Here is a 22,909-nt window from a genome sequence, read left to right on the forward strand (position 1 = left end):
ACTCCATGGCCTATAATCAGAAACGGGTCGTCGATGCACTTCGTGCCTTCGAACGTGGCGAAATCGTTGTCGTCATGGATGATGATGGGCGTGAAAACGAAGGCGATCTGATCGTAGCGGCGGTACACTGCACGCCAGAGAAAATGGCATTCATCGTGCGCCACACCTCAGGCATTGTATGCACGCCGATGACACGCGAGCATGCAAAACGGCTTAACCTCGCGCCGATGGTTGCCGATAACGACGCGCCGCATTCAACTGCGTTTACAGTTACGGTTGACTATAAGCACGGTACGACCACCGGTATTTCGGCCGAAGATCGCACGCTTACAGCGCGCAACCTGGCAAATCCCAATGCCGGTGCAGTGGATTTTGTGCGCCCCGGACATATCTTCCCGCTGGTTGCGCGTGAAGGTGGTGTTCTCATGCGGTCCGGTCATACGGAAGCAGCAGTGGATTTGTGTAAGCTGGCGGGCTTGCCGCCTGTTGGAGTCATTTGCGAACTGGTGAATGATGATGGAACGGTCATGCGCGGCCCGCAGGTTTCAGGTTTTGCCGAAGCGCATAATCTGCAGCAGGTAACCGTGGCGGATCTCATTGCATACCGCCAGCGCAAGGAAACGCTGATCGAGCGTATCGGCGAATATGAGATCGATACCTGCGCGGGAACCGCAAAAGCTATTACTTATGCGTTGCCGTGGGAGCCGATGCACCACGCTGCTATTGTTTATGGCGACATTCGTGACGGCGAAGATGTTCCAGTGCGCCTGCAGCGTGAAGATGTGCTGAGTGACGTTTTCGGCGCTCGCAACACACTTGATAGCATTATGAATCGTATCGCCGAAGAAAAGCGTGGCGTCATCGTTTATCTGCGCGAGGGCTCTGTGGGTGTCGGCCGAGATGATGACCGCAACCGTGCTTTGCTACAAGAACGTGAAGCGCATGCCGAAGCCCGTGTGCGCGACGAAGAGTGGCGGCAAATCGGACTTGGTGCGCAGATATTGAAAGATCTGGGCATTACATCGATCCGGCTTTTGGCGTCACGTGAGCGTCATTACGTGGGTCTTGAGGGTTTTGGCATCCAGATTACCAAAACCGATATTATTTGATTGCTTTTCTACAATTGCGAAGCCGGCGGCATATTTGCAAGGAATAGTCGCCGGCTTTGCTGTAACCTCGCTGCGAAACGCCACGCTTAGCGAGGAAAGCATTATGACTGCACCCCATCCTTCAAAGACGCATATTGGTAACCACGAACTGCATCCGGAAACCTTGATGCTGAATTACGGTTACGATCCTGAACTGTCGGAAGGGGCGGTTAAGCCGCCCGTATTTCTCACCTCCACATTTGTCTTTAAATCGGCAGAAGAGGGGCGCGATTTTTTCGATTTCGTCTCCGGTCGCCGCGAGCCGCCAGCGGGCACCGGCGCTGGTTTGGTCTATTCCCGCTTCAATCACCCAAACAGCGAAATCGTCGAGGATCGGCTTGCCGTCTATGAGCGGACCGAAAGCTGCGCCTTGTTTTCGTCGGGTATGTCAGCAATTGCCACGACATTGCTTGCTTTCGTTCGACCGGGCGATGCAATCTTGCATTCGCAGCCACTCTATGGCGGAACCGAAACGCTGCTGGCCAAGACATTTCTCAATATGGGCGTCGCTGCCATAGGGTTCGCCGATGGTGTTAATGAGGCATCTGTTCAAAGTGCTGCCGATGAGGCTATGAAAAAGGGCCGCGTTTCGGTCATTCTTATTGAGACGCCTGCAAATCCAACCAACAGCCTGGTTGATGTCGCGATGATCCGCCGTATTGCGGAGGTGATCGGCGAAAAGCAGGGCCACCGTCCTGTCATCGCCTGTGACAACACTTTGCTTGGTCCCGTATTTCAACGGCCAATCGAACACGGAGCAGACATCTCGCTCTACTCATTGACCAAATATGTCGGCGGTCACTCCGATCTGATTGCGGGCGCTGCCCTCGGCTCCAAAGCGGTGATGAAGCAGGTAAAGGCGCTGCGTGGCGCCATTGGAACGCAACTTGATCCCCATTCCTGCTGGATGCTGGGTCGTTCGCTCGAAACTCTCAGCATCCGCATGGAAAAAGCGAACACCAACGCGTTGGCGATAGCTGACTTTTTGCGCGACCACCCAAAGGTCGAGAAGATCCACTATTTGCCTTATCATGCTCCGTCATCGCCGCTGGGCAAAACATTCGCCGCGCAATGTACAGGTGCAGGCTCGACTTTCTCGTTTGATATTCTTGGCGGGCAACCTGCAGCCTTCAAATTCCTCAATGCATTGCAGATACTGAAGCTTGCCGTCAGCCTTGGCGGTACGGAATCGCTCGCCAGTCACCCTGCGACGATGACCCATTCCGGCGTGCCAATTGATGTGCGCCAGCGCATCGGTGTTCTGGATTCGACAATCCGATTGTCCATAGGTATCGAACATCCTGATGATTTGATTGCCGATCTGGCTCATGCCTTGAGTGAGGCATAAAACATAAACTCCCAGGTAGGGGCTTGTGTAACTGCAAGGGGCTGTGCAGATTTGCATGGTCCCCTTTTCTTTACCCGGAAGCCCTATGGTCACACGTCTTTACACTCATCCGATTTATCTTGAGCACTTGACGCCTGCAGGTCATCCGGAACGACCGGATCGTTTGCGCGCGCTTGGCAAAGTATTGGACGATAACGCATTTGATGGGTTGGACCGCGTTCAGGCGCCCATGGGCGACGAAGCGACCATTCTTTATGCCCATCCAGAAACTTATCTGGAACGCGTTCGCATGACGATACCGCAAGAGGGGCTCACTCGTGTCGATTCTGATACGACTGTTAGTCCAAAGAGCTGGGAAGCAGCGCTGACAGCGATTGGTGCGGCCAATGCTGCGGTTGATGATGTGTTTTCCGGCAGGGCGGATAATGTATTCGTGGCGTCACGGCCCCCGGGCCATCATGCCGAACGTGACAGGGCGATGGGGTTCTGCCTCTTCAACAATGCCGCTATCGCTGCCCGGCATGCGCAAAACGCCCATGGTATTGCGCGCGTTGCGATCGTTGACTGGGACGTGCATCATGGCAATGGTACACAGGATATATTCTGGGAAGACTCATCCGTACTTTATTGCTCAACGCATCAGATGCCGCTTTATCCGGGCTCCGGAGCCAAAAGCGAAACAGGCGTCGGCAATATTGTCAATGCGCCGCTTGATCCGGACACTGGCAGCGAACATTTCCGCGAGGCGTTCAACACACGTATTTTGCCGTCGCTCGACGCGTTCCAGCCGGAGCTGATTATTGTCTCCGCCGGGTTTGATGCGCATCATCGCGATCCTCTTGCGGAAATAAACCTGAATGAGGATGATTTTGACTGGGCAACCGGCAAGCTTATGGAAAGAGCTGGGAGCTACGCATCAAACCGTCTTGTCAGTCTTCTGGAAGGCGGGTACGACCTCAAGGGTATGTCGCTCTCCGCAGGCGCACATATCAAACGCTTGATGGAAGGATGATAAATGGCCGATACACCGAACAACTCCGATATCGCTGCCATGAGTTTCGAGCAGGCGCTCGATCAGCTGGAAAAGATTGTTGATGATCTGGAACGCGGCGATGTGCCGTTGGAGCAGTCAATTCGAATCTACGAACGCGGTGAAGCGCTCAAGAAGCATTGCGACGCCCTGTTGAAATCCGCTGAAGACAAGGTGGAAAAGATCAAGCTTGGCCGTGACGGTCAGCCGGTGGGTACAGAGCCGCTCGATCCGGAGTGACACCAGCGCAGGCTGTTCACCTTGTAAATGAGCAGCTATGATTAGGACTGTAACAGTCTGGAGCTGCCTCCCATGAGCTTTTTCCCCGGTAACGATCCTGAACCTGGTGATGCCATCGCCGTGGATTCAATCGAAACCTTGATCATACCGCGCACAAGCGACATTGGCGGCCTGGAAGTTCGGCGTGCATTGCCGACCGCCAAGCGACGGCTGGTTGGCCCATTCATCTTCTTTGATCGCATGGGCCCGGCAATCCTTCGTCCGACGGATCCGCTGGATGTACGCCCACACCCCCATATCGGCCTGTCGACAGTTACCTATCTGTTTGATGGAAATATCCGCCACCGCGATAGTCTTGGCACGGAAATGGTCATCAAGCCCGGCGACGTCAATTTGATGACCGCGGGCCGGGGCATTGTCCATTCCGAGCGTTCTCCTGAAGAGTTACGCACGCAGCCGCTACCCATTTCAGGCTTGCAGACATGGCTCGCCCTCCCGGATCATCTGGAAGAAATTGACCCCACCTTTGCCAATACCGAGGCGAGCCGACTACCCGTGCTTCAAGAATCGGGGCTCGACGCACGCGTCGTCATGGGCCAGTTTCATGGCGCAAGTTCCGGCGTTAAGCAGCATGCCGAAACGCTTTATGTCGATATTCGCCTAGAGCCGGGCGCGCATATCCAGATTCCCGCCAATGCGGCCGAGGAGCGTGCCATATACACGCTGGATGGACCCGTCGAAATTGCGGGGCAAATCTTTCCGGCAGACCGGCTTTTGGCTTTCCGTCCGGGCGACGAGATTATCATTTCTGCTCCGCAAGGCGCACATTTCATGCTGTTTGGCGGCGCTACCCTATCGTCCAAGCGCTATATCTGGTGGAATTTTGTCTCTTCGTCGAAGGAGCGTATTGAGCAGGCGAAAGAAGAATGGCGAACTGGCCGCTTCGATATCGTGCCGGGCGACGAAGAAGAGTTCATTCCTTTGCCTGAAAATTGACGTGAGCCTTCGTTAAATCCGGCTGCTTGCCGGTTCTGGGGATTTGCTCTAGGACAACAGCTCGCATCCGGTCGATTTCTGACGCTAAAACTGGAATTTATAGAGTGAACAACAAGCCTGAAACGCCATTATTGGATCGCGTGACCATTCCTTCACAGCTGCGTGCTTTGCCGGAATCCGACCTTCCGCAATTGGCACAGGAGCTTCGCACAGAACTGATCGACGCTGTGTCGACGACAGGCGGGCATCTTGGTGCAGGTCTTGGCGTTGTTGAACTGACTGTCGCCTTGCATCATGTTTTCGATACCCCGCATGACCGCATCATCTGGGATGTCGGTCATCAGGCCTATCCGCACAAGATTTTGACCGGGCGGCGCGATCGCATCCGCACATTGCGGCAGGAGGGCGGGCTTTCCGGCTTCACCAAGCGCAGCGAAAGCGAATATGACCCGTTTGGCGCGGCGCATTCCTCCACGTCGATTTCGGCCGGCCTTGGCATGGCTGTGGCCAGTGACCTTGCGGGCATAAAGCGCAATGTTATTTCTGTCATTGGTGATGGCGCCATGTCCGCCGGTATGGCTTATGAAGCGATGAACAATGCCGGTGCGCTGGATGCACGGCTTATCGTTATCCTTAATGATAATGATATGTCGATTGCGCCACCTACAGGTGCGATGAGTGCCTATCTTGCCCGTCTTGTCTCCGGTCGTGCCTATCGTTCTTTCCGCGAAACGGCCAAGCAGCTTGCAAAGAAACTGCCAAAATTCCTGCAGGAGAAAGCCCGGCGCTCGGAAGAATATGCCCGTGCCTTCTGGACGGGCGGAACAATGTTTGAAGAGCTGGGCTTTTATTATGTCGGCCCCATTGATGGTCACAATCTGGATCATCTGCTGCCGGTACTGAAAAATGTGCGCGACACGATGGACGGACCTGTCCTTATTCACGTGGTGACGCAGAAGGGTAAGGGCTATGCCCCGGCGGAAGCTTCTGCTGACAAATATCACGGCGTGAACAAGTTCGACGTTATTACTGGCGCACAGGCAAAGCCCCCGGCAAATGCGCCAAGCTACACCAAGATTTTTGCCACCAGCCTGATTGAGGAAGCCCGCCACGATGACAGGATCGTCGCTGTCACGGCAGCCATGCCCGGTGGGACAGGTCTTGATCTGTTTGGCGAAGTGTTTCCCGATCGTACATTTGATGTGGGCATTGCCGAACAGCATGCGGTTACTTTTGCGGCAGGTTTGGCGAGTGAGGGTTTGAAGCCTTTCGCGGCGATTTACTCAACCTTCCTGCAGCGCGGCTATGATCAGGTTGTGCATGATGTGTCATTGCAAAATCTGCCGGTACGCTTTCCCATCGACAGGGCAGGTCTGGTTGGGGCCGACGGCGCTACTCATGCCGGTTCTTTCGATACTGGCTTTCTCGCTGCGCTTCCCGGCTTTGTCGTTATGGCCGCCTCGGATGAGGCGGAACTGCGTCATATGGTGCGTACCGCTGCTGAGTATAATGAAGGCCCGATTTCGTTCCGCTATCCACGCGGCGATGGTATCGGTATCGACCTGCCAGAGCGAGGGAGCATTCTCGAGATCGGCAAGGGACGCATTGTCCGTGAAGGAAGCAAAGTTGCGCTTCTATCCTTTGGTACGCGGTTGGCCGAGTGCCTGATGGCTGCTGATGAACTCAACGCGGCAGGACTTTCAACGACTGTCGCCGATGCACGCTTTGCCAAGCCGCTGGATGAGGATATGATCCGCCGTCTTGCCCGCGAGCATGAAGTGCTTGTGACTGTGGAGGAGGGCGCAATCGGTGGCTTTGCCTCGCATGTCCTCCACTTCCTCAGCCGTGATGGTCTTCTCGATCAGGGATTGCGCGTTCGCACATTGACGCTTCCGGATATTTACCTCGATCATGCCAAGCCCGAAGTGCTTTACGCCCGTGCCGGTCTTGATAGTGCTGGAATTGTGGAAGCGGTGTTTGGTGCACTTGGACGTAACCATATGGTTGCGCCTGCCCGTGCCTGAATTCAATTGATGCGTCTCGATCAACTTCTGGTGGAACGCGGGCTCTTTGCCACGCGGTCGCGGGCACGAGACGCTATTATGCGCGGTACTGTCACGGTTGATGGCTCTGTCGTTTCCAAACCGGGCACTGCGGTGGCTGAAACCGTAGTGATTGCAGTCGATGATCCCGCAAGTGCTTATGTTTCCCGTGCAGCATTGAAACTTATTGCAGCACTGGATCATTTCACCATTGCTGTAACAGGAACTGCTCTGGACATAGGTGCCTCAACCGGTGGTTTCACACAGGTCCTGTTGGAGCGCGGCGCGCAGCATGTGATTGCGATTGATGTTGGAACAGCCCAGCTTCATTCTCGCATCGCCTCTGATCCGCGTGTTACTAACCTTGAAAATCTCAATGCGCGTGCTCTTGCGCGTGATCATCTTGAGGGCCGGAATATTGATCTGGTTGTCTCGGATGTAAGCTTTATTTCCCTAAAGCTGGCTTTGCCCCCTGCGCTCGATCTGGCCGAAAATGGCGCTCATTGTGTGCTGCTGGTGAAGCCGCAATTTGAGGCTGGCCGCGATGCAATTGGCAAGGGCGGCATTTTGCGCAATCCAGAGGATGGGATTCGCGTCGCAAATGATCTAAGAGACTGGTTGGATCAATTGCCGGGCTGGAAAGCATTGGGGCTTTGCCCTTCACCCATAGAGGGTGGCGATGGCAACCGTGAATTTCTTCTGGCCGGTATTAAAAGCAAAAACTGAAAAGACAAGATCAATGAGCACGCGCGTAACAATCGAACGGATGGGCGCCGGGGGCGACGGCATTGCTGCCACGGCCGCTGGCAGCGCCTATGTGCCATTTTCCCTGCCGGGAGAGGTTGCCAACGTAGCCTTGGAAAACGGTCGCGCCACGATGATGGCCTTGATCGAACCATCACCGGAGCGGGTTGCACCCGCATGCCGGCATTTTGAAGAGTGCGGTGGCTGCACATTGCAGCACTGGCAGGATAGCGCTTACCAGGAATGGAAAAGATCGCTGGTCCAAGATGCACTTGGCGGCAGGGGACTGCTGTTCAAACTTGAACCGCTCGTCACTTGCGCACCACAGACGCGCCGCAGAACGGTATTTGCCGTGCGTACCAGTGAGCGGGGAGCCGTGCTGGGCTTCAATAAACATCAAAGCCACGAATTGATCGACATTGCTGAATGCCCGATCACGGTGCCAGAGATTGTATCCCGCCTTGATGATCTGCGCGATCTCGTTGCGGTTTTGGGCGGGGGCATGAAGCCGTTCAAGCTCACTGTGACGTCAACAGCATCCGGCCTTGATATCACCGCTTCCGGATGCGGCGCGCCCGATGCTGCAAAGCGGCAGGCACTAACGGCACTGGTCATCAAAAAGGATTTTGCGCGCCTCTCTTTTGAAGGTGAGATCATTGTCGAGCCGCGAAAGCCGCTTGTCCATTTTGGTAAAGTACCAGTGTTCTTGCCGCCGGGCGGGTTTTTGCAAGCTACCGCTGAGGCAGAAGAAGCCATGTGCAATCTGGTAGCCGGGCATCTTGCCAAGTCGAAAAAGACATTGGATCTATTTTGTGGTTCCGGCACTTTCGCTTTTAGAATGGCGGAAAAATCTTCCGTCCATGCGGTAGAGAGCGATCAGGGCGCTGTTGCAGCAATTGATCGCAGTGTCCGTTTCGTACAGGGATTGAAGCCGGTTAGTGTCGAGCGACGTGATTTGTTCCGTCGCCCGTTTCTGGCGCGAGAACTTGCACCATTTAATGGTCTCGTTTTTGATCCGCCCCGCGCCGGTGCCGAAGCACAGGCAATCGAAATCGCCAAATCATCGGTTTCAAAGGTGGCTGCGGTTTCCTGTAACCCGGTTACTTTGGCGCGGGATCTGAGCATTCTCGTCAAGGGGGGATATAAGATTGATCGCGTTGTGCCGGTTGATCAATTCCTCTGGTCGTCACATGTGGAAGCCGTGGCTTTGCTTAGCAAGAAATAGGTTGCGAGTTACTCGCTCTAACCTCGATTAACGGCCCGGCCATAAGAGTCTTTATTGACTGCATTTGAGTTGATTGTGGTTCGCCCCTCAGGCAAGCTCAAGAGCGCGCAAGGGGGGCATTGATGTAATGCGTGGTTCGACAAGCTCACCATGAGGGAAGTTTTGTGGGTTGCAGCGACAACTTGCTGGCGTTGCAAGAGTTACAATAGTTGCAAGAGTTGGCACCCTGCAATCAACCCACCTCCCTCATCCTGAGCTTGTCGAAGGACGCATTTGGTTTGTGCAAATCAGGCTTTCTTAAAATAATCTCGACAAACTTATCCAACAGCACCCGCTCTGAATTATTCTGCTCCTGTCCTTCCTGCGGGGAACAGCTTCCGGAGCCGTTCGAAGTTTGGGGAAGGATGGGCGCCTCCGATGGCGGGTTACGGACCCGTTATCCGGGGACGTTCTGTCCAAGGGTTCCCCTGCCGTTACTAGGAACGGCGTGTGCTGGACGAGCACTTTAAGGGGCGCAAGGCTAACGCATGGCGCGCCGCAAATGGCATGCCTTGGGTAGCCGAGGCCTCCCAAGCGGAACGGACAGAATGCAAAATCGCCGGACGGGCGGTCTTCGGATCGCTTAACCTACTACAAAGACGCGCTTCGATGACCGCCCGTCTTTCCCACCATCTCAATAGCCAGACGCAAAAGCGGGCGTGGCAAGGGATCGCCACACCCGCGTTCTTTGAAAATCGATTGGGAAGATTAAACCGAGGTTCCGCCAACGGTCATCTGGTCCATGCGTAAATGGGGCTGGCCTACGCCAACAGGCACCCATTGACCGCCTTTGCCACAATTGCCGATACCGGTATCGAGTTGCAAATCATTGCCGACCATCGATATTCTCTGCATCGCGTCAGGGCCATTACCGATAAGCATTGCACCTTTGACAGGCGCGCCGATTTTTCCGTTTTCGATCATATAGGCTTCGGTACAGCCGAAAACGAACTTGCCTGAGGTAATATCCACCTGGCCACCGCCAAATGACACGGCGTAGATGCCCTTTTTCACGGATGCGATAATTTCGTCCGGGGTCTTATCCCCGCCAAGCATATAAGTATTGGTCATGCGGGGCATTGGCGCATGGGCATATGATTCGCGCCGTCCATTGCCGGTGGGTTGCATGCCCATCAGCCGCGCATTCTGGCGATCCTGCATATAGCCGACAAGAATACCGTCATCGATCAGCACGGTCTTGTTTGTCGGCATTCCTTCATCGTCAACGGTAAGCGAGCCGCGGCGTTCCGAAATCGTACCGTCATCGACCACTGTTACGCCTTTGGAAGCCACTTGCTGGCCAAGCAGACCGGCAAACGCCGATGTCTTTTTCCGGTTGAAATCACCTTCGAGGCCGTGACCCACGGCCTCGTGCAGCATGACACCGGGCCATCCGCTTGAAAGAACGATATCGAACGTACCGGCTGGAGCTGGAATGGCTTCAAGGTTGACCAGCGCCTGACGCAGTGCTTCATCTGCAGCATATTGCCATTTATCGGTGGCAATGAATTCGCCAAACCCCTTGCGTCCGCCAGCGCCATAAGTGCCGCTTTCCTGCCGGTCACCACTTCCCACGACAACCGAAACATTCAGGCGCACCATCGGGCGAACATCGCGAACGAAATGGCCATCGGCCCGCAAAATCTCGACTTGCTGCCATGATCCGGCCAGCGACACGGAGACTTGTCGAACTTTGGGGTCTTTGGCACGCAGATAGGCGTCGATTTCCTGCAGCAATTTCACCTTGGCTTCAAAGCCGGGTGACCCAAGCGGGTTTTCGTCGCTGTACAGGCTGCTATTGGTTCCGGGGGGCGCCGCCGTATATGCGCCGGCATAGCCGGTCGTGACCGCAGAGGCAGCATCGGCAGCGCGTTTTAACGCGCCCAGCGATAGTTCACCGGCATGAGCATAGCCCACGGCATCACCTGCCACAGCGCGAAGCCCAAAACCTTGATCTTGATTAAACGAGCCGTTCTTCAACCGGCCATTGTCAAAGACGAGACCTTCCGATTCGCGATACTCGATGAACAATTCGCCATCATCAGCGCCGTTCAGCGACTGCTTGACAGTATCCAGAATTTTTTCGCGAGGTGCATCGAAACTATCGATCAGGCTTTTCATTATATCCGGTCCGGTTTCATTTGGGTGTACCGGATGTAAGCCTTCGGGCTGCGCGCGACAACCGCTATCTTAAGGAAAGATCAGGGGAGGGCGTCGAAGCCTTCGCCGAAACCGTTGAGCTCCACCGGAATGCCGATACCCTCTTCAGGCGTCTGGAACACGATGAAGGTTGCAGCCTTGCCGGTTTTGAGGGTCTGAACCAGCTGTTCTTCCAAAATGACTTCCGCGTAACAGCCATCTTCAAAGCAGCGCACGAAATAAGCGCGGCCAATATCCTTGCCGTCAACATTAAGACCAAGACCATTCGGAAGGAGAACGCCCAGCGGAGCAAGGACGCGCAATATCTTTGCTTTGTTGTCGGCGGTTTTCAGCACCACCACGGAAAGACCCATTTCGGGACGATCTGCAGCGACAACGTTCTGGATGAGCGCGCATTGTTCTGATTTTGCGCCTGCCGGCGTATCGCAAAGAATAGACCAGGCACCGTGGGTTGATTTGACAGTCCCGCTTTGCGGCGCTGCCAGTGCGCTGCCGGAAAGGGCAGTCAGGGACAGGGCAAAAATACCAGCAGCTATATTGCGAAGGGCTAAAATGGACATGGTGGCTCCAAAACGAATCATCCAGACGTTAGACCGCCGGGAACCGGATGAAAAGAATGCTGCACGAACACTCCCCAAGGTATGACAGCCAATCTTGTGTTGTAATGCAAAAATGGCTGCATTGTGGGCCTCCTTCATACTTATCCCGGAAAATGGTGAGCTAGCGTTAAAAAATCGCAACTTTCATAGGTTGGCGCATTTCGATGACAAGCTGCGCGCAAAAATGCCGCATGAGATCACGTTCGCCTTCCTTGCGATGTAGGCTAATGTGTGGTTTGAACGCGACATGCGACCGGGCCTCGAACGTCCGGCATTAACGTATGGAACTGATGCTTCATTCGGGAGATCTCTAGGTGAAGAAGAATATTGTCAAGCTGGCCGGTGTCCTGGGTAGCTTCCTGAGCGCCGGTACGGCCATCGCGGCGCAACCAGAGCCATGGCAAATGACATTCCAGCCAGCTGCATCCGGCATTATGGAGCAGATCGTCTGGTTTGAGCACTATACGCTGTGGTTTATCATTCCAATCACGATTTTTGTGATGATATTGCTGGCCTGGGTGATGTTCCGCTATCGCGCCAGTGCCAATCCCGTTCCGTCAAAGACGAGCCACAATACTGCTGTTGAGATCGTCTGGACTGTCGGTCCTGTCGTTATTCTTCTTTTCCTTGCCATTCCATCATTCCAGTTGCTGACGGCGCAATATTCGCCTGAAGATCCCAAGCTGACGATCAAGGCAACGGGATACCAGTGGTACTGGGGCTACGAATACCAAGCCAATGAAGCGCCGCTTTCATTTGATTCGCTGATTCTCAAGGATGCCGACCGCGCAACTGCAGGTAAGGCAGACATCAAGGCCTATCCGCGGCTCTTGGCTGTGGATAATGAAATGGTCGTTCCGGTGAATACGACTGTTCGCATCCTTGCGACCGGCGCTGACGTCATTCATGCTTTCGCAATGCCTGCATTCGGCGTCAAGATTGACGCTGTGCCGGGTCGCATGAATGAGACATGGTTCAAGGCTGACAAAGAAGGCCTCTATTACGGCCAGTGCTCGGAAATCTGCGGCAAAGATCATGCTTTCATGCCTATCGCGATCCGTGTCGTATCGGAGCAGCAGTACAACGCATGGTACGCGGCCGCTGGCAGTGATTTGCCGGGAGCCTATAAGACACTCGCTGCATCAATCGATGATGGCAAGAATATCAATGTGGCTGGCAACTAAGTCAGCTGCGCTTTGCATTTGAGGAACGGGAGCTATCTCATGGCAGGTTCAGCTGCTCACGAAGCCCACGACGATCATCACGACCACAAACCCAGTGGTTGGACTCGTTGGGTCAATTCGACCAACCATAAGGATATCGGAACGCTTTATCTGATTTTCGCGATCATCGCGGGTATAATCGGTGGCGCGCTTTCGATTGCCATGCGTGCCGAGCTCCAGGAGCCCGGTATTCAGATTTTTCATGGTCTTGCTGCCATGGTCTATGGCTACGAGGGTGATGCGGCAATCGATGCCGGTAAGCACATGTACCTTGTGTTCACCACAGCTCACGGCCTTATCATGATTTTCTTCATGGTGATGCCCGCGTTGATCGGTGGTTTTGCCAACTGGATGGTGCCGATCATGATCGGTGCGCCAGACATGGCATTTCCACGTATGAACAACATTTCGTTCTGGCTGCTCCCGCCAGCTCTGATTCTTCTGCTTCTGTCATTGTTCGTTCCCGGTCCAGCCGGTGGTTACGGTACAGGCGGTGGCTGGACGATCTATCCGCCGCTTTCGACAACGGGTCAGCCCGGTCCGGCGATGGATTTGGCAATCCTGTCACTCCACATTGCTGGCGCCTCGTCCATTCTCGGTGCGATCAACTTTATCACCACGATCTTCAATATGCGCGCTCCGGGCATGACCCTGCACAAGATGCCGCTGTTCGCATGGTCGGTGTTGATTACTGCCTTCCTGCTGCTGCTCGCTTTGCCGGTTCTTGCTGGTGGTATCACCATGCTGCTGACGGACCGCAATTTTGGCACGACATTCTTCGCGCCTGAAGGCGGCGGTGACCCGATCCTGTTCCAGCATCTTTTCTGGTTCTTCGGTCATCCGGAAGTGTACATCATGATTTTGCCAGCCTTCGGCATCGTCAGCCACATCATATCGACCTTCTCGAGAAAGCCTATTTTTGGCTATCTCGGCATGGCCTATGCCATGGTCGCCATCGGCGTTGTAGGTTTCATCGTATGGGCGCACCATATGTACACGGTTGGTCTTTCGCTCGACACACAACGCTATTTCGTTTTCGCAACGATGGTTATCGCTGTTCCAACTGGCGTTAAGATTTTCTCATGGATTGCGACCATGTGGGGTGGATCGATTGAATTTAAACCTCCAATGGTTTGGGCAATCGGCTTTATCTTCCTGTTCACCGTCGGCGGTGTGACAGGCGTGCAGCTGGCCAATGCGGGCTTGGACCGTGCGATGCACGACACCTACTACGTTGTTGCCCACTTCCATTATGTTCTGTCGCTCGGTGCTGTGTTTGGTATCTTCGCTGGCTGGTACTACTGGTTCCCGAAGATGACGGGCTACATGTATAACCACACGATTGCCCACACGCATTTCTGGGTCACCTTCATTGGTGTGAATCTGGTGTTCTTCCCGCAGCATTTCCTTGGGCTTGCCGGTATGCCACGTCGCTATATCGACTATCCAGATGCTTTCCAGGGTTGGAATGAAGTATCGTCCATCGGCTCATACATTTCCGGTGTCGCCGTTCTCATCTTCCTCTTTGGCGTGTTTGAAGCATTTGCCAAGAAGCGCGAAGCCGGTGCGAACCCATGGGGCGTAGGTGCAACCACTCTGGAATGGCAGCTTTCATCGCCTCCGCCTTTCCATCAGTGGGAACAGCTTCCACGTATTAAGTAAATGATCATGATAACCGGGCTGATTCATACAGTCCGGTTATCTCCTGAACGAAACTGAACTTTTGTAAGATCGAGCGCATGTCATTGATTGAGAAACACGCAACACTGGATGCAAACATTGGCCTCTCTGAAGCCAGTGCATCAGACTATATTGCGCTTCTCAAACCACGCGTCATGTCGCTGGTCGTGTTTACGGGTTTTGTTGGTTTGATGGCAGCGCCGGGCCACATTAATCCGGTAATTGCCGCCATTGCGATCCTTTGCATCGCTGTTGGCGCTGGCGCCTCCGGCGCTCTCAATATGTGGTATGATGCCGATATTGACGCGGTGATGAAGCGCACAGCCAAACGTCCAATACCAGCTGGCCGGCTCTCCCGCGATGAAGCGCTGACTTTTGGCCTGCTGCTTTCAATTTTCTCCGTTTTGACTCTCGGTCTGTTTGTCAATTTGCTGTCGGCGTTCTTGCTGGCCTTCACGATCTTCTTCTACGCCGTCGTTTATACAATGTGGCTGAAGCGCTCTACACCGCAAAACATCGTTATTGGCGGCGCGGCAGGGGCTTTCCCGCCAATGATTGGCTGGGCTGCTGTGACTGGTTCGGTCAGCATGGAAAGCATTGTTCTTTTTCTGATTATCTTTCTATGGACGCCACCCCATTTCTGGGCGCTGTCGCTGTTCATGTCCGATGATTACGAGAAGGCTAAAATCCCGATGATGCCCAATGTCATGGGCGAAGCTTCAACGAAGTTTCAGATCTGGCTATATACAATTCTGGTTGCGCCGGTGGCGGTTCTGCCTTGGATTATGGGTTTCGCTGGACCCGTTTATGGTGTGTTTTCGATTGCGATGGGCTTTGCGTTTTTGTTTTACGCATGGACCGTGTGGCGCGCGGAAATCGGCGAGCCAATGATCAAGCCTGCAAAGAAAATGTTCGCATTTTCCATCTTCTATCTCTTCAGTCTCTACGCCGTCCTGCTCGGCGAGATACTTGTGCGTAAAGCACTTCTGGTTCTGGGTGTTTAAATGAGTGATGACCGCATAACATTAAGTGACAAGCAGAAGCGCGCTCGACGCAGCCGCTCGCTCGCACTTGCGCTTGCGCTCGCAGCTTTCGTCCTTATCGTTTATGTTGGTACGTGGGCCAAGCTTGGTGCTAATATCCTGAACAGGCCTATGTGATGAACATGGAAACGGGCTCTGATAAAGAAGTTCTAGTGGCAAAACGTAAGGTTTCAGACCGGACGATCGCGATTTCTTGTCTGGCGTTTTTCTTCGGGATGGTCGGCATGGCTTTTGCTGCCGTGCCATTATATGCAATGTTCTGCCAGGTTACTGGTTATGGCGGTACGACACAACGTGTTGAGCAAATGTCGGACACCATCCTCGACAAGACAATCACGGTGCGTTTTGATGCCAATACATCAGGCGGGTTGCCATGGGATTTCAAGCCTATGCAGCGGGACGTGTCGCTGAAAATCGGTGAAACCAAGCTGATTAAATATGAAGCCAGGAATGTCGCATCGCAGCCGACCTCGGGACGTGCGCTGTTCAATGTGACGCCCATGGCTGCCGGCGCATATTTCAACAAGGTTGAATGTTTCTGCTTTACGGACACCGTCTTGAAGCAGGGCGAAGATCTTGAAATGCCGGTCGTATTTTTTATCGATCCTGAAATTGTAAATGCGCCGGAGCTCAAAGGCGTCAACACAATTACGCTATCCTACACTTTCTTTCCGATACCAATGCCTGCGCCCGTTGCGGCCAGTGCAGAGGTGAACAAGACAACGACATCGGGACAGCTCTGAGGAGATGTTGATGTCTAGTGCAATAAACAGACCTTGCGGGGGTTAACATGGCCGAAGCGCACCAAAAGAACCACGATTATCATATTATCGATCCAAGTCCTTGGCCGTTCCTTGCCTCGGTAGGCGCATTCATCCTTGCCCTCGGCGGTATTGGCTTCATGCAATACAATAAGGGCGGCGAGTTTGTCCTGTTCAAAGCCAATCTGACCACACCTTGGCTTTTCGCCATTGGCTTGGTCATTGTGCTCTACACAATGTATGGCTGGTGGTCGGATACGATCAAGGAAGGCAAGCAGGGACACCATACCCGCGTTGTGTCGTTGCATTTGCGCTATGGCATGATCATGTTCATCGCTTCAGAAGTGATGTTTTTTGCCGCTTGGTTCTGGGCATTTTTTGATGTCAGCCTTTACCCGGGTGAAGTTGAGCAGGTGGCTCGCACGACATTTACGGGCGGTGTGTGGCCGCCAAAGGGACTTGAAGTTCTCGATCCACTGCATCTGCCACTTTACAACACGGTCATTCTGTTGCTGTCCGGCACGACTGTGACCTGGGCACACCATGCTTTGATCCACAATGATCGCAAAGGTCTTATAACGGGTCTCGCTCTTACCGTTGTCCTTGGCGTTCTGTTCTCGTTTGTTCAGGCATATGAATACATTCATGCGCCATTTGCATTCAAAGATTCGATCTATGGTGCCACCTTCTTCATGGCGACTGGTTTCCATGGTTTCCACGTCATCATCGGGACGATCTTCCTGGCGATTTGTCTACTTCGGTCTATCCGAGGCGATTTCACACCTGACAAGCATTTCGGGTTTGAAGCTGCCGCTTGGTACTGGCATTTCGTTGACGTGGTTTGGTTGTTCCTGTTTTTCACGATCTATGTCTGGGCATCGTGGGGTGCGCCGATCGCTGCTGGACATTAAAAACTGGCAGTATTGATGCTAAAAGAGCGGTCGCAGAAATGCGGCCGCTCTCATTATTTGAGCACATTGCTGCGGCATGGATTTTCGATGATCGCTAAACACGTGTCGCTGCTGATTGTGCTGGTGGGCCTCATTTTGGTGAGCGGAACATTGGCCGATGCGGCTGAGAAAGTTGATCTCGTGCGGGTCGAAAAATCCCAGCGAAAGATGCAACTCTTGTCAGGAAGCTCGGTCATTAAAGAGTACAAGATTGCACTTGGCGCTCGGCCGGTAGGCCATAAGCAATGGGAGGGCGATGAACGTACGCCTGAAGGCCGATACGTTCTCGATTGGCGAAATCCGAAAAGTATGGCGCACAAGTCAATCCATATTTCTTACCCGAATGCGCGAGATAAAGCGGCAGCCAAGTCGATGGGTGTGTCGCCGGGTGGTGCGATCATGATCCACGGTGCAGTCAATGGTTATGGATGGTGGGGATGGGTGCTTCAACTTATCGACTGGACAGACGGGTGCATAGCCGTCACTAATCCGGAGATGGATGAAATCTGGGCACTTGTCCAAGATGGAACGCCAATCGAAATTTACCCTTGAGTGATACTTGATGAATGAAGATTCTGCGCTTTATCCGCCTGTCGATCCATTCGCCGCAGGAGTGAAGGCCAAATGCCCTCGTTGCGGGCAGGGGAAGCTATTCGACGGCTTCATTACTCCAGCCAAGCGCTGCACAAGTTGCGGCTTGGATTACTCGTTTATTGATTCCGGAGACGGTCCTGCAGTTCTTGTTATGCTGATCATCGGCTTTATCGTTGTCGGGCTGGCGCTGTGGATGGAAGTCAATGTCGATCCGCCGCTATGGGTACACTTTCTGCTGTGGATACCGCTGGCACTTTTATTGTGCTTGACGGCGCTCCGCTGGATGAAGGGTGTATTGATCGCCCTTCAGTACAAGCACAAGGCTGCAGAAGGCCAGCTGGATATTCCATCGTCAAATGAACACTAGTCCAAATATTATGGAGCGGCGGCGCTTTCCCTGGGTTATGCTGATTCTCGGTTCCATTGTCTTTTTCATTCTCATTGCGCTGGGGACATGGCAGGTTGAGCGTCTGCAGTGGAAAGAAAATCTACTGGCGGAAATAGAACAGCGTACCCATACACCGCCGGCTTCGCTCACTGAGATTGAAAGCTTGTGGGCGGAAAAACACGATATTGACTATCGACCGGTGACTGTGACCGGTCAATTTTTGCATGGGCAAGAACGGCATTATTTCGCAACATTTGCAGGAATGTCAGGCTTTTATGTTTATGCACCGCTTCAGATGATCGACGGCAGAATTATCTTCGTCAATCGCGGGTTTGTTCCCTTTGACAAAAAAGAACCCAGCAGTCGTGGCTCAAGCATAGAAGGACCGGTTGCGGTTAAAGGTCTGGCGCGCAATCCGCTTGACGCCAAACCTTCGTCAATTGTGCCTGATAATGATTTGAAGGCCAATATTTACTACTGGAAAGATTTGCCGGTAATGGCGGCTCAGTCTGGAGTGCCGACGGACAAACTAGTTCCGTTCTTCATTGACGCAGATAAAACGCCCAATCCGGGCGGTCTGCCGATCGGTGGCGTAACGATTATCGATTTGCCGAACAGTCATTTGCAATATGCAGTTACCTGGTATGGACTTGCCGCAACTCTGCTCGCTATCGCAGGCATATCGGTCTGGCGGCGCACTCATCCAAAAGAGGAACCGGTTCAATCCAATAGTTCGGGGTTGACTTCGCGTTGAATGCCGCCCAATTCCAAGAAGAACAAATTTGGCTGAGATATGATGATGACTGAGAAAGCTCCACTTACAATCCGTCTTTGCGGACCGCGCGGATTTTGCGCCGGAGTGGATCGGGCTATTCAGATCGTTATTCTGGCGCTGAAGAAGTATGGTGCCCCAGTTTATGTCCGCCATGAAATCGTTCACAACCGTTATGTTGTCGAAGGATTGCAGGCGCGAGGCGCAGTTTTTGTCGAAGAACTGGATGAGATTCCTGCCGAGCATCGCGGTCAGCCAGTCGTATTTTCAGCCCATGGTGTGCCGAAATCGGTGCCGGCGGACGCTGAAAACAAGAACCTGTTTTATCTTGACGCCACATGTCCCCTCGTTTCCAAAGTACATAAACAGGCGATGCGCCATCAGCGTCTTGGGCGTCATGTGGTCCTCGTGGGCCACTCCGGTCATCCAGAGGTGATCGGCACCATGGGACAGCTACCGGACGGAGCTGTAACACTTATCGAAACTATTGAAGATGCGGCAAACTATACGCCCGCGGACCCAGAAAATCTTGGCTTCGTAACGCAGACCACCTTATCTGTGGATGACACAGCCGGGATAATTGCCACTTTGCAGGAACGTTTTCCGGCACTCACCGCACCGGCGGCCGAGTCCATTTGTTATGCCACCACCAATCGTCAGGATGCGGTAAAAGCTGCTGCCCCAGGCTGTGACTTGTTCCTGATCGTCGGGGCGCCGAATTCTTCCAACTCCAAGCGGTTGGTCGAGGTGGCTGAGCGCTCCGGTGCCAAACAGTCGCTTCTGGTTCAGCGGGCAGCCGATATTGACTGGAACAGCGTGGGCAAAATTGCCACCGTCGGGCTTTCTGCTGGCGCATCAGCGCCCGAGATCATCGTCGACGAAATTATCCAGTCATTTTCAGAACGGTATTCGGTGTCGATTGAACTGGCGGAAACCACAGTTGAAACAGAGAATTTCCACGTTATGCGCGATCTGCGGGATGTAGAATTAACAAGTCACGACATGGCTTTTGTCAATGGGACCCACTGACTATGGCCGTCTATACCGATATTAACGAAATCGAACTCGCACAATTTTTAAAGAACTACGATATCGGGGAGCTGCTCTCCTACAAAGGTATTGCGGAAGGCGTGGAAAACTCAAACTATCTTTTACACACGAGCAAGGCTGCGTTCATTCTGACCCTATACGAAAAACGCGTCGACAGTAGTGATCTGCCTTTTTTTCTGGGCCTCATGGAGCATCTTGCCGGTAAAGGTATCAGCTGTCCCTTGCCTGTGGTTCAGAAGTCAGGCTCAAACATCGGCGAACTTGCAGGTCGTCCGGCCGCTATCGTAACTTTTCTGGAAGGCATGTGGATGCGCAGGCCAACAGTGCAGCATTGTGCGGCACTTGGAGAGGCACTGGCGCGAATGCATCTTGCTGGTGAAGATTTCCCCATGCGCCGCAAGAATGCGCTCTCGGTGGAAAGCTGGCGCCCGTTATGGAATAATTCCAGAACCGATGCAGACCAAGTCGAGGCAGGTCTCGCGAAGGAAGCCGAAGAAGATTTGTTGTTTCTAGAAGAAAATTGGCCCTCCCATCTTCCTTCTGGTGTCATTCACGCAGACTTGTTTCCCGATAACGTCTTTTTTCTCGGCAGCAAGTTATCGGGAATTATCGACTTTTATTTCGCCTGCACAGACCTTCTCGCCTACGACGTTGCTGTTTGTCTGAATGCCTGGTGTTTCGAAAAAGACAATTCGTTCAACTTGACAAAGGGCACGGCATTGCTGCGCGGCTACAACGCTGTCCGTCCATTGTCGAAAGAAGAGGCGGCAAGTCTGCCGGTTTTGGCCCGTGGTTCCGCACTGCGTTTTATGCTCACAAGGCTCTATGATTGGCTGAATACCCCTGAGGGAAGCTTCGTAGTCAAAAAAGACCCACGGGAATATTTGCGTCGCATGCGCTTTCATCGCCAGATAAGCTCCCCTGAAGAATACGGATTGGCCTTTGAGGGGCAAAAAGCGTGAAGGAGATACAAGCTTTCACTGATGGCGCTTGTTCAGGCAATCCCGGTCCCGGGGGCTGGGGCGCTGTACTGCGCTGGAACGGCAATGAAAAAGAACTTTCTGGCGGTGAGGCGGATACCACCAATAATCGCATGGAATTGATGGCCGCAATTTCGGCTCTTAATGCACTGAAAGAACCGTGCCAAGTCGATGTCTATACGGACTCAGTCTATGTGCGCGATGGTATTTCCGGATGGATCGAGGGCTGGAAACGGAATGGCTGGAAAACGGCTGCAAAAAAACCGGTGAAGAACGCCGAACTTTGGCAAGCCCTTGATGAAGCGCGCAAGCGCCATAAAGTTGTCTGGCATTGGGTAAAAGGCCATGCGGGGCATCCGGAAAACGAACGGGCCGACGAATTGGCCCGCGCCGGCATGGCGCCTTACAAACGGAAGTAAATGGCAAGGATCGGATAACCGATCCTTGCCATTCTGAACTTTATCAGAGCTGTTCGAGAATTGTAGCGGCGCTCGAAGTGACCGCCTGACCGGGCGATTCCTCAATATTGAGTTGTTTCACAACGCCATCTTCGACCAGCATGGAATAACGTTTCGATCGCACGCCCATATTGCCCGCGCCGAGGTCTATTTCCAGTCCAACGTCCTTGGTGAAGGTTGCGTTTCCGTCAGAAAGATACTGAATTTTGCCTTCACCATTGGTGGCTTTTGCCCAAGCGCCCATGACGTGAGGATCATTGACTGCGACGACCACGATTGAGTCCACGCCTTTTGCCAAAATGGCGTCGCGGTTCTCAAGATAGCCCGGCAGATGATTCATGCTGCAGGTCGGAGTGAATGCGCCGGGTACGGCAAAAAGCACCACTTTTTTACCTTTGAACAGCGCGTCGGAGCTGATTTCGCTTACACCTTCGTCAGATTTTGTTTTGAACTTTGCATCGGGTAAACGTTCGCCCACCTTGATCGTCATGAACTGGCTCCTTGGATAAATAGTATGACGTAACTGACATAGTGCTGCCGACATGTTTTTACGAGTTATTATTGAACGTCAATCGTTCCAGCTACGGCCTGCTTTCCTTGGACCAATGTATAGTTCAGGATTATCGATTTCTCTTGCTTGCCGGAGGTGAGTGGCACGGAAAATACGGCGCGATTTCCGTCACGTTTTTCAAGCTTGGCCATGCCAAAGGCTACCGGTCCGTTTCCCGCAGCAAAAATGTCGATATCCGGGTCATCGGCAGGTAAGTTGACGACGAGTTCAATAGCATCACCCTTCCTGGATGCGGAGGTCGCTCCGAAGTTGGTTGTGGCTTTGGCGGGTAATTGTTCAAAAGCCGTGCTTATCAACGTCCTCGAAAGAGCGTCAGATGGCGAATTGTCGATGTCTATATCGAATTCTGCCATAACGGGGATGCAGATTGTCTCACAAATACCAAGGAACGCATGGCCTTTCAGTTGTGCAAGCTGGTTGGGTTCCGTCAAAGTCAGTGTGACGGGAAGCGAGACCGGTTGTTTATAACCCGCCCAATGCGTGCCTCCATCGTCAAAGCGGTGTGGCGCTGGGAAGGCAAGCGTAGCACTTTTAACATTTGTGCTGCCAGTGATACTTAGCTCCGGTGGCACGCCCGCATCGCCCGGTTCACGCCAATAGGTTTTCCAGCCTGGATCAAGGTCGATCTGGACGACGCCTCGTACCACATTTGCATTGGGCGGAGGGTTGTCTATCACCAGGCGGACGCTACCTCCGGGTGTTTTTGTCCATTCCGAACTTCCAGCATGAGCTTGAAAAGCAGTGGCTAACGCCGCTAGAAAAATAAATATTCTGATCTTCATGCCTAACCATTACAGGCCTTTAAGACGCGAGCAAGAAGGGTTTGAGCTTCAATTCATCATTTCTGCGTGAGCTTTCCGTTAGCCAG

Annotated in this window: 24 protein-coding genes; 20 read left to right on the forward strand and 4 right to left on the reverse strand. The window is 53.3% G+C overall.

Features of this window, described 5'->3' with window-relative positions; translation table 11 throughout:
• Positions 1-5 precede the first annotated feature (5 nt).
• From ribB to AC6CHM_RS11135, 8 genes are all read left to right on the forward strand, one after another.
• Positions 6-1,109, forward strand: coding sequence for a 3,4-dihydroxy-2-butanone-4-phosphate synthase (gene ribB / locus AC6CHM_RS11100; RefSeq protein ID WP_115052128.1), 1,104 nt, complete (start codon positions 6-8; stop codon positions 1,107-1,109).
• A 103-nt stretch (positions 1,110-1,212) separates the two neighbouring features.
• Entirely contained in the window at positions 1,213-2,496 is a 1,284-nt protein-coding gene (locus tag AC6CHM_RS11105) for a cystathionine gamma-synthase family protein (protein WP_498173182.1), read from the forward strand.
• Positions 2,497-2,581: 85 nt separating this feature from the next.
• Positions 2,582-3,508 carry a histone deacetylase family protein gene (locus AC6CHM_RS11110; protein WP_498173184.1) on the forward strand — a complete coding sequence of 309 codons (927 nt, stop codon included), beginning with the start codon at positions 2,582-2,584 and terminating at the stop codon, positions 3,506-3,508.
• 3 nt (positions 3,509-3,511) lie between these two features.
• Positions 3,512-3,766 carry an exodeoxyribonuclease VII small subunit gene (locus AC6CHM_RS11115; protein WP_008125256.1) on the forward strand — a complete coding sequence of 85 codons (255 nt, stop codon included), beginning with the start codon at positions 3,512-3,514 and terminating at the stop codon, positions 3,764-3,766.
• A gap of 72 nt (positions 3,767-3,838) precedes the next feature.
• Complete coding sequence (locus AC6CHM_RS11120; RefSeq protein WP_115052123.1) at positions 3,839-4,762, forward strand: pirin family protein; 924 nt, start codon at positions 3,839-3,841, stop codon at positions 4,760-4,762.
• Positions 4,763-4,866: 104 nt separating this feature from the next.
• Positions 4,867-6,786, forward strand: coding sequence for a 1-deoxy-D-xylulose-5-phosphate synthase (dxs, locus tag AC6CHM_RS11125; protein ID WP_498173186.1), 1,920 nt, complete (start codon positions 4,867-4,869; stop codon positions 6,784-6,786).
• Positions 6,787-6,795: 9 nt separating this feature from the next.
• Positions 6,796-7,530 carry a TlyA family RNA methyltransferase gene (locus tag AC6CHM_RS11130; protein ID WP_498173188.1) on the forward strand — a complete coding sequence of 245 codons (735 nt, stop codon included), beginning with the start codon at positions 6,796-6,798 and terminating at the stop codon, positions 7,528-7,530.
• A 13-nt stretch (positions 7,531-7,543) separates the two neighbouring features.
• Positions 7,544-8,773 carry a class I SAM-dependent RNA methyltransferase gene (locus AC6CHM_RS11135; RefSeq protein ID WP_336440766.1) on the forward strand — a complete coding sequence of 410 codons (1,230 nt, stop codon included), beginning with the start codon at positions 7,544-7,546 and terminating at the stop codon, positions 8,771-8,773.
• Between the two features lie 747 nt (positions 8,774-9,520).
• On the opposite strand, the gene tldD is transcribed toward AC6CHM_RS11135, so the two are convergent.
• Together tldD and AC6CHM_RS11145 are read right to left on the reverse strand one after the other, a co-directional pair.
• Positions 9,521-10,933, reverse strand: coding sequence for a metalloprotease TldD (gene tldD / locus AC6CHM_RS11140; protein ID WP_337353692.1), 1,413 nt, complete (start codon positions 10,931-10,933; stop codon positions 9,521-9,523).
• Positions 10,934-11,013: 80 nt separating this feature from the next.
• Positions 11,014-11,532 (reverse strand): invasion associated locus B family protein, encoded by a 519-nt coding sequence (locus tag AC6CHM_RS11145; RefSeq protein WP_115052212.1) that lies wholly within the window; start codon positions 11,530-11,532, stop codon positions 11,014-11,016.
• A 353-nt stretch (positions 11,533-11,885) separates the two neighbouring features.
• Here AC6CHM_RS11145 and coxB point away from each other — a divergent pair, with 353 nt between their 5' ends.
• The 12 genes from coxB (at position 11,886) to rnhA (ending at position 21,431) form a co-directional block, all read left to right on the forward strand.
• Positions 11,886-12,755: a cytochrome c oxidase subunit II gene (gene coxB / locus AC6CHM_RS11150; protein ID WP_115052114.1), complete on the forward strand. Its 870-nt coding sequence runs from the start codon at positions 11,886-11,888 to the stop codon at positions 12,753-12,755.
• Between the two features lie 39 nt (positions 12,756-12,794).
• Positions 12,795-14,456: a cytochrome c oxidase subunit I gene (gene ctaD, locus AC6CHM_RS11155; RefSeq protein WP_115052112.1), complete on the forward strand. Its 1,662-nt coding sequence runs from the start codon at positions 12,795-12,797 to the stop codon at positions 14,454-14,456.
• A 77-nt stretch (positions 14,457-14,533) separates the two neighbouring features.
• Positions 14,534-15,478: a heme o synthase gene (locus tag AC6CHM_RS11160; protein WP_307283335.1), complete on the forward strand. Its 945-nt coding sequence runs from the start codon at positions 14,534-14,536 to the stop codon at positions 15,476-15,478.
• Positions 15,479-15,634, forward strand: a complete 156-nt coding sequence (locus tag AC6CHM_RS11165) for a cytochrome c oxidase system small membrane protein (protein WP_307283337.1) — start codon at positions 15,479-15,481, stop codon at positions 15,632-15,634. It abuts the gene before it with no gap.
• A gap of 5 nt (positions 15,635-15,639) precedes the next feature.
• Positions 15,640-16,260 (forward strand): cytochrome c oxidase assembly protein, encoded by a 621-nt coding sequence (locus tag AC6CHM_RS11170; RefSeq protein WP_370878859.1) that lies wholly within the window; start codon positions 15,640-15,642, stop codon positions 16,258-16,260.
• Between the two features lie 47 nt (positions 16,261-16,307).
• Positions 16,308-17,189, forward strand: a complete 882-nt coding sequence (locus tag AC6CHM_RS11175; protein WP_115052106.1) for a cytochrome c oxidase subunit 3 — start codon at positions 16,308-16,310, stop codon at positions 17,187-17,189.
• An 87-nt stretch (positions 17,190-17,276) separates the two neighbouring features.
• Positions 17,277-17,780 carry a L,D-transpeptidase family protein gene (locus AC6CHM_RS11180; protein WP_115052211.1) on the forward strand — a complete coding sequence of 168 codons (504 nt, stop codon included), beginning with the start codon at positions 17,277-17,279 and terminating at the stop codon, positions 17,778-17,780.
• A gap of 10 nt (positions 17,781-17,790) precedes the next feature.
• Positions 17,791-18,189, forward strand: a complete 399-nt coding sequence (locus AC6CHM_RS11185; RefSeq protein WP_115052104.1) for a DUF983 domain-containing protein — start codon at positions 17,791-17,793, stop codon at positions 18,187-18,189.
• Positions 18,179-18,964 (forward strand): SURF1 family protein, encoded by a 786-nt coding sequence (locus AC6CHM_RS11190; protein ID WP_498173193.1) that lies wholly within the window; start codon positions 18,179-18,181, stop codon positions 18,962-18,964. The genes AC6CHM_RS11185 and AC6CHM_RS11190 overlap by 11 nt, the downstream gene beginning before the upstream one ends.
• A 45-nt stretch (positions 18,965-19,009) precedes the next feature.
• On the forward strand, positions 19,010-20,011 hold the full coding sequence (ispH, locus tag AC6CHM_RS11195) for a 4-hydroxy-3-methylbut-2-enyl diphosphate reductase (RefSeq protein WP_498173307.1): 1,002 nt from the start codon (positions 19,010-19,012) through the stop codon (positions 20,009-20,011).
• Positions 20,012-20,013: 2 nt separating this feature from the next.
• Entirely contained in the window at positions 20,014-20,994 is a 981-nt protein-coding gene (locus AC6CHM_RS11200; RefSeq protein ID WP_337353696.1) for a homoserine kinase, read from the forward strand.
• A complete protein-coding gene (gene rnhA / locus AC6CHM_RS11205; protein WP_115052096.1) occupies positions 20,991-21,431 on the forward strand; it encodes a ribonuclease HI in 441 nt (146 codons plus the stop codon). Before AC6CHM_RS11200 ends, rnhA begins: the two co-directional genes overlap by 4 nt.
• A gap of 43 nt (positions 21,432-21,474) precedes the next feature.
• Here the strand turns inward: rnhA and AC6CHM_RS11210 are convergent, their stop codons facing one another.
• Together AC6CHM_RS11210 and AC6CHM_RS11215 are read right to left on the reverse strand one after the other, a co-directional pair.
• A complete protein-coding gene (locus AC6CHM_RS11210; RefSeq protein ID WP_498173195.1) occupies positions 21,475-21,960 on the reverse strand; it encodes a peroxiredoxin in 486 nt (161 codons plus the stop codon).
• Between the two features lie 68 nt (positions 21,961-22,028).
• Positions 22,029-22,718, reverse strand: coding sequence for a protein-disulfide reductase DsbD domain-containing protein (locus tag AC6CHM_RS11215; RefSeq protein ID WP_498173196.1), 690 nt, complete (start codon positions 22,716-22,718; stop codon positions 22,029-22,031).
• Positions 22,719-22,909 lie beyond the last annotated feature (191 nt).

It is taken from the genome of Phyllobacterium sp. GQ127, from assembly GCF_059758635.1.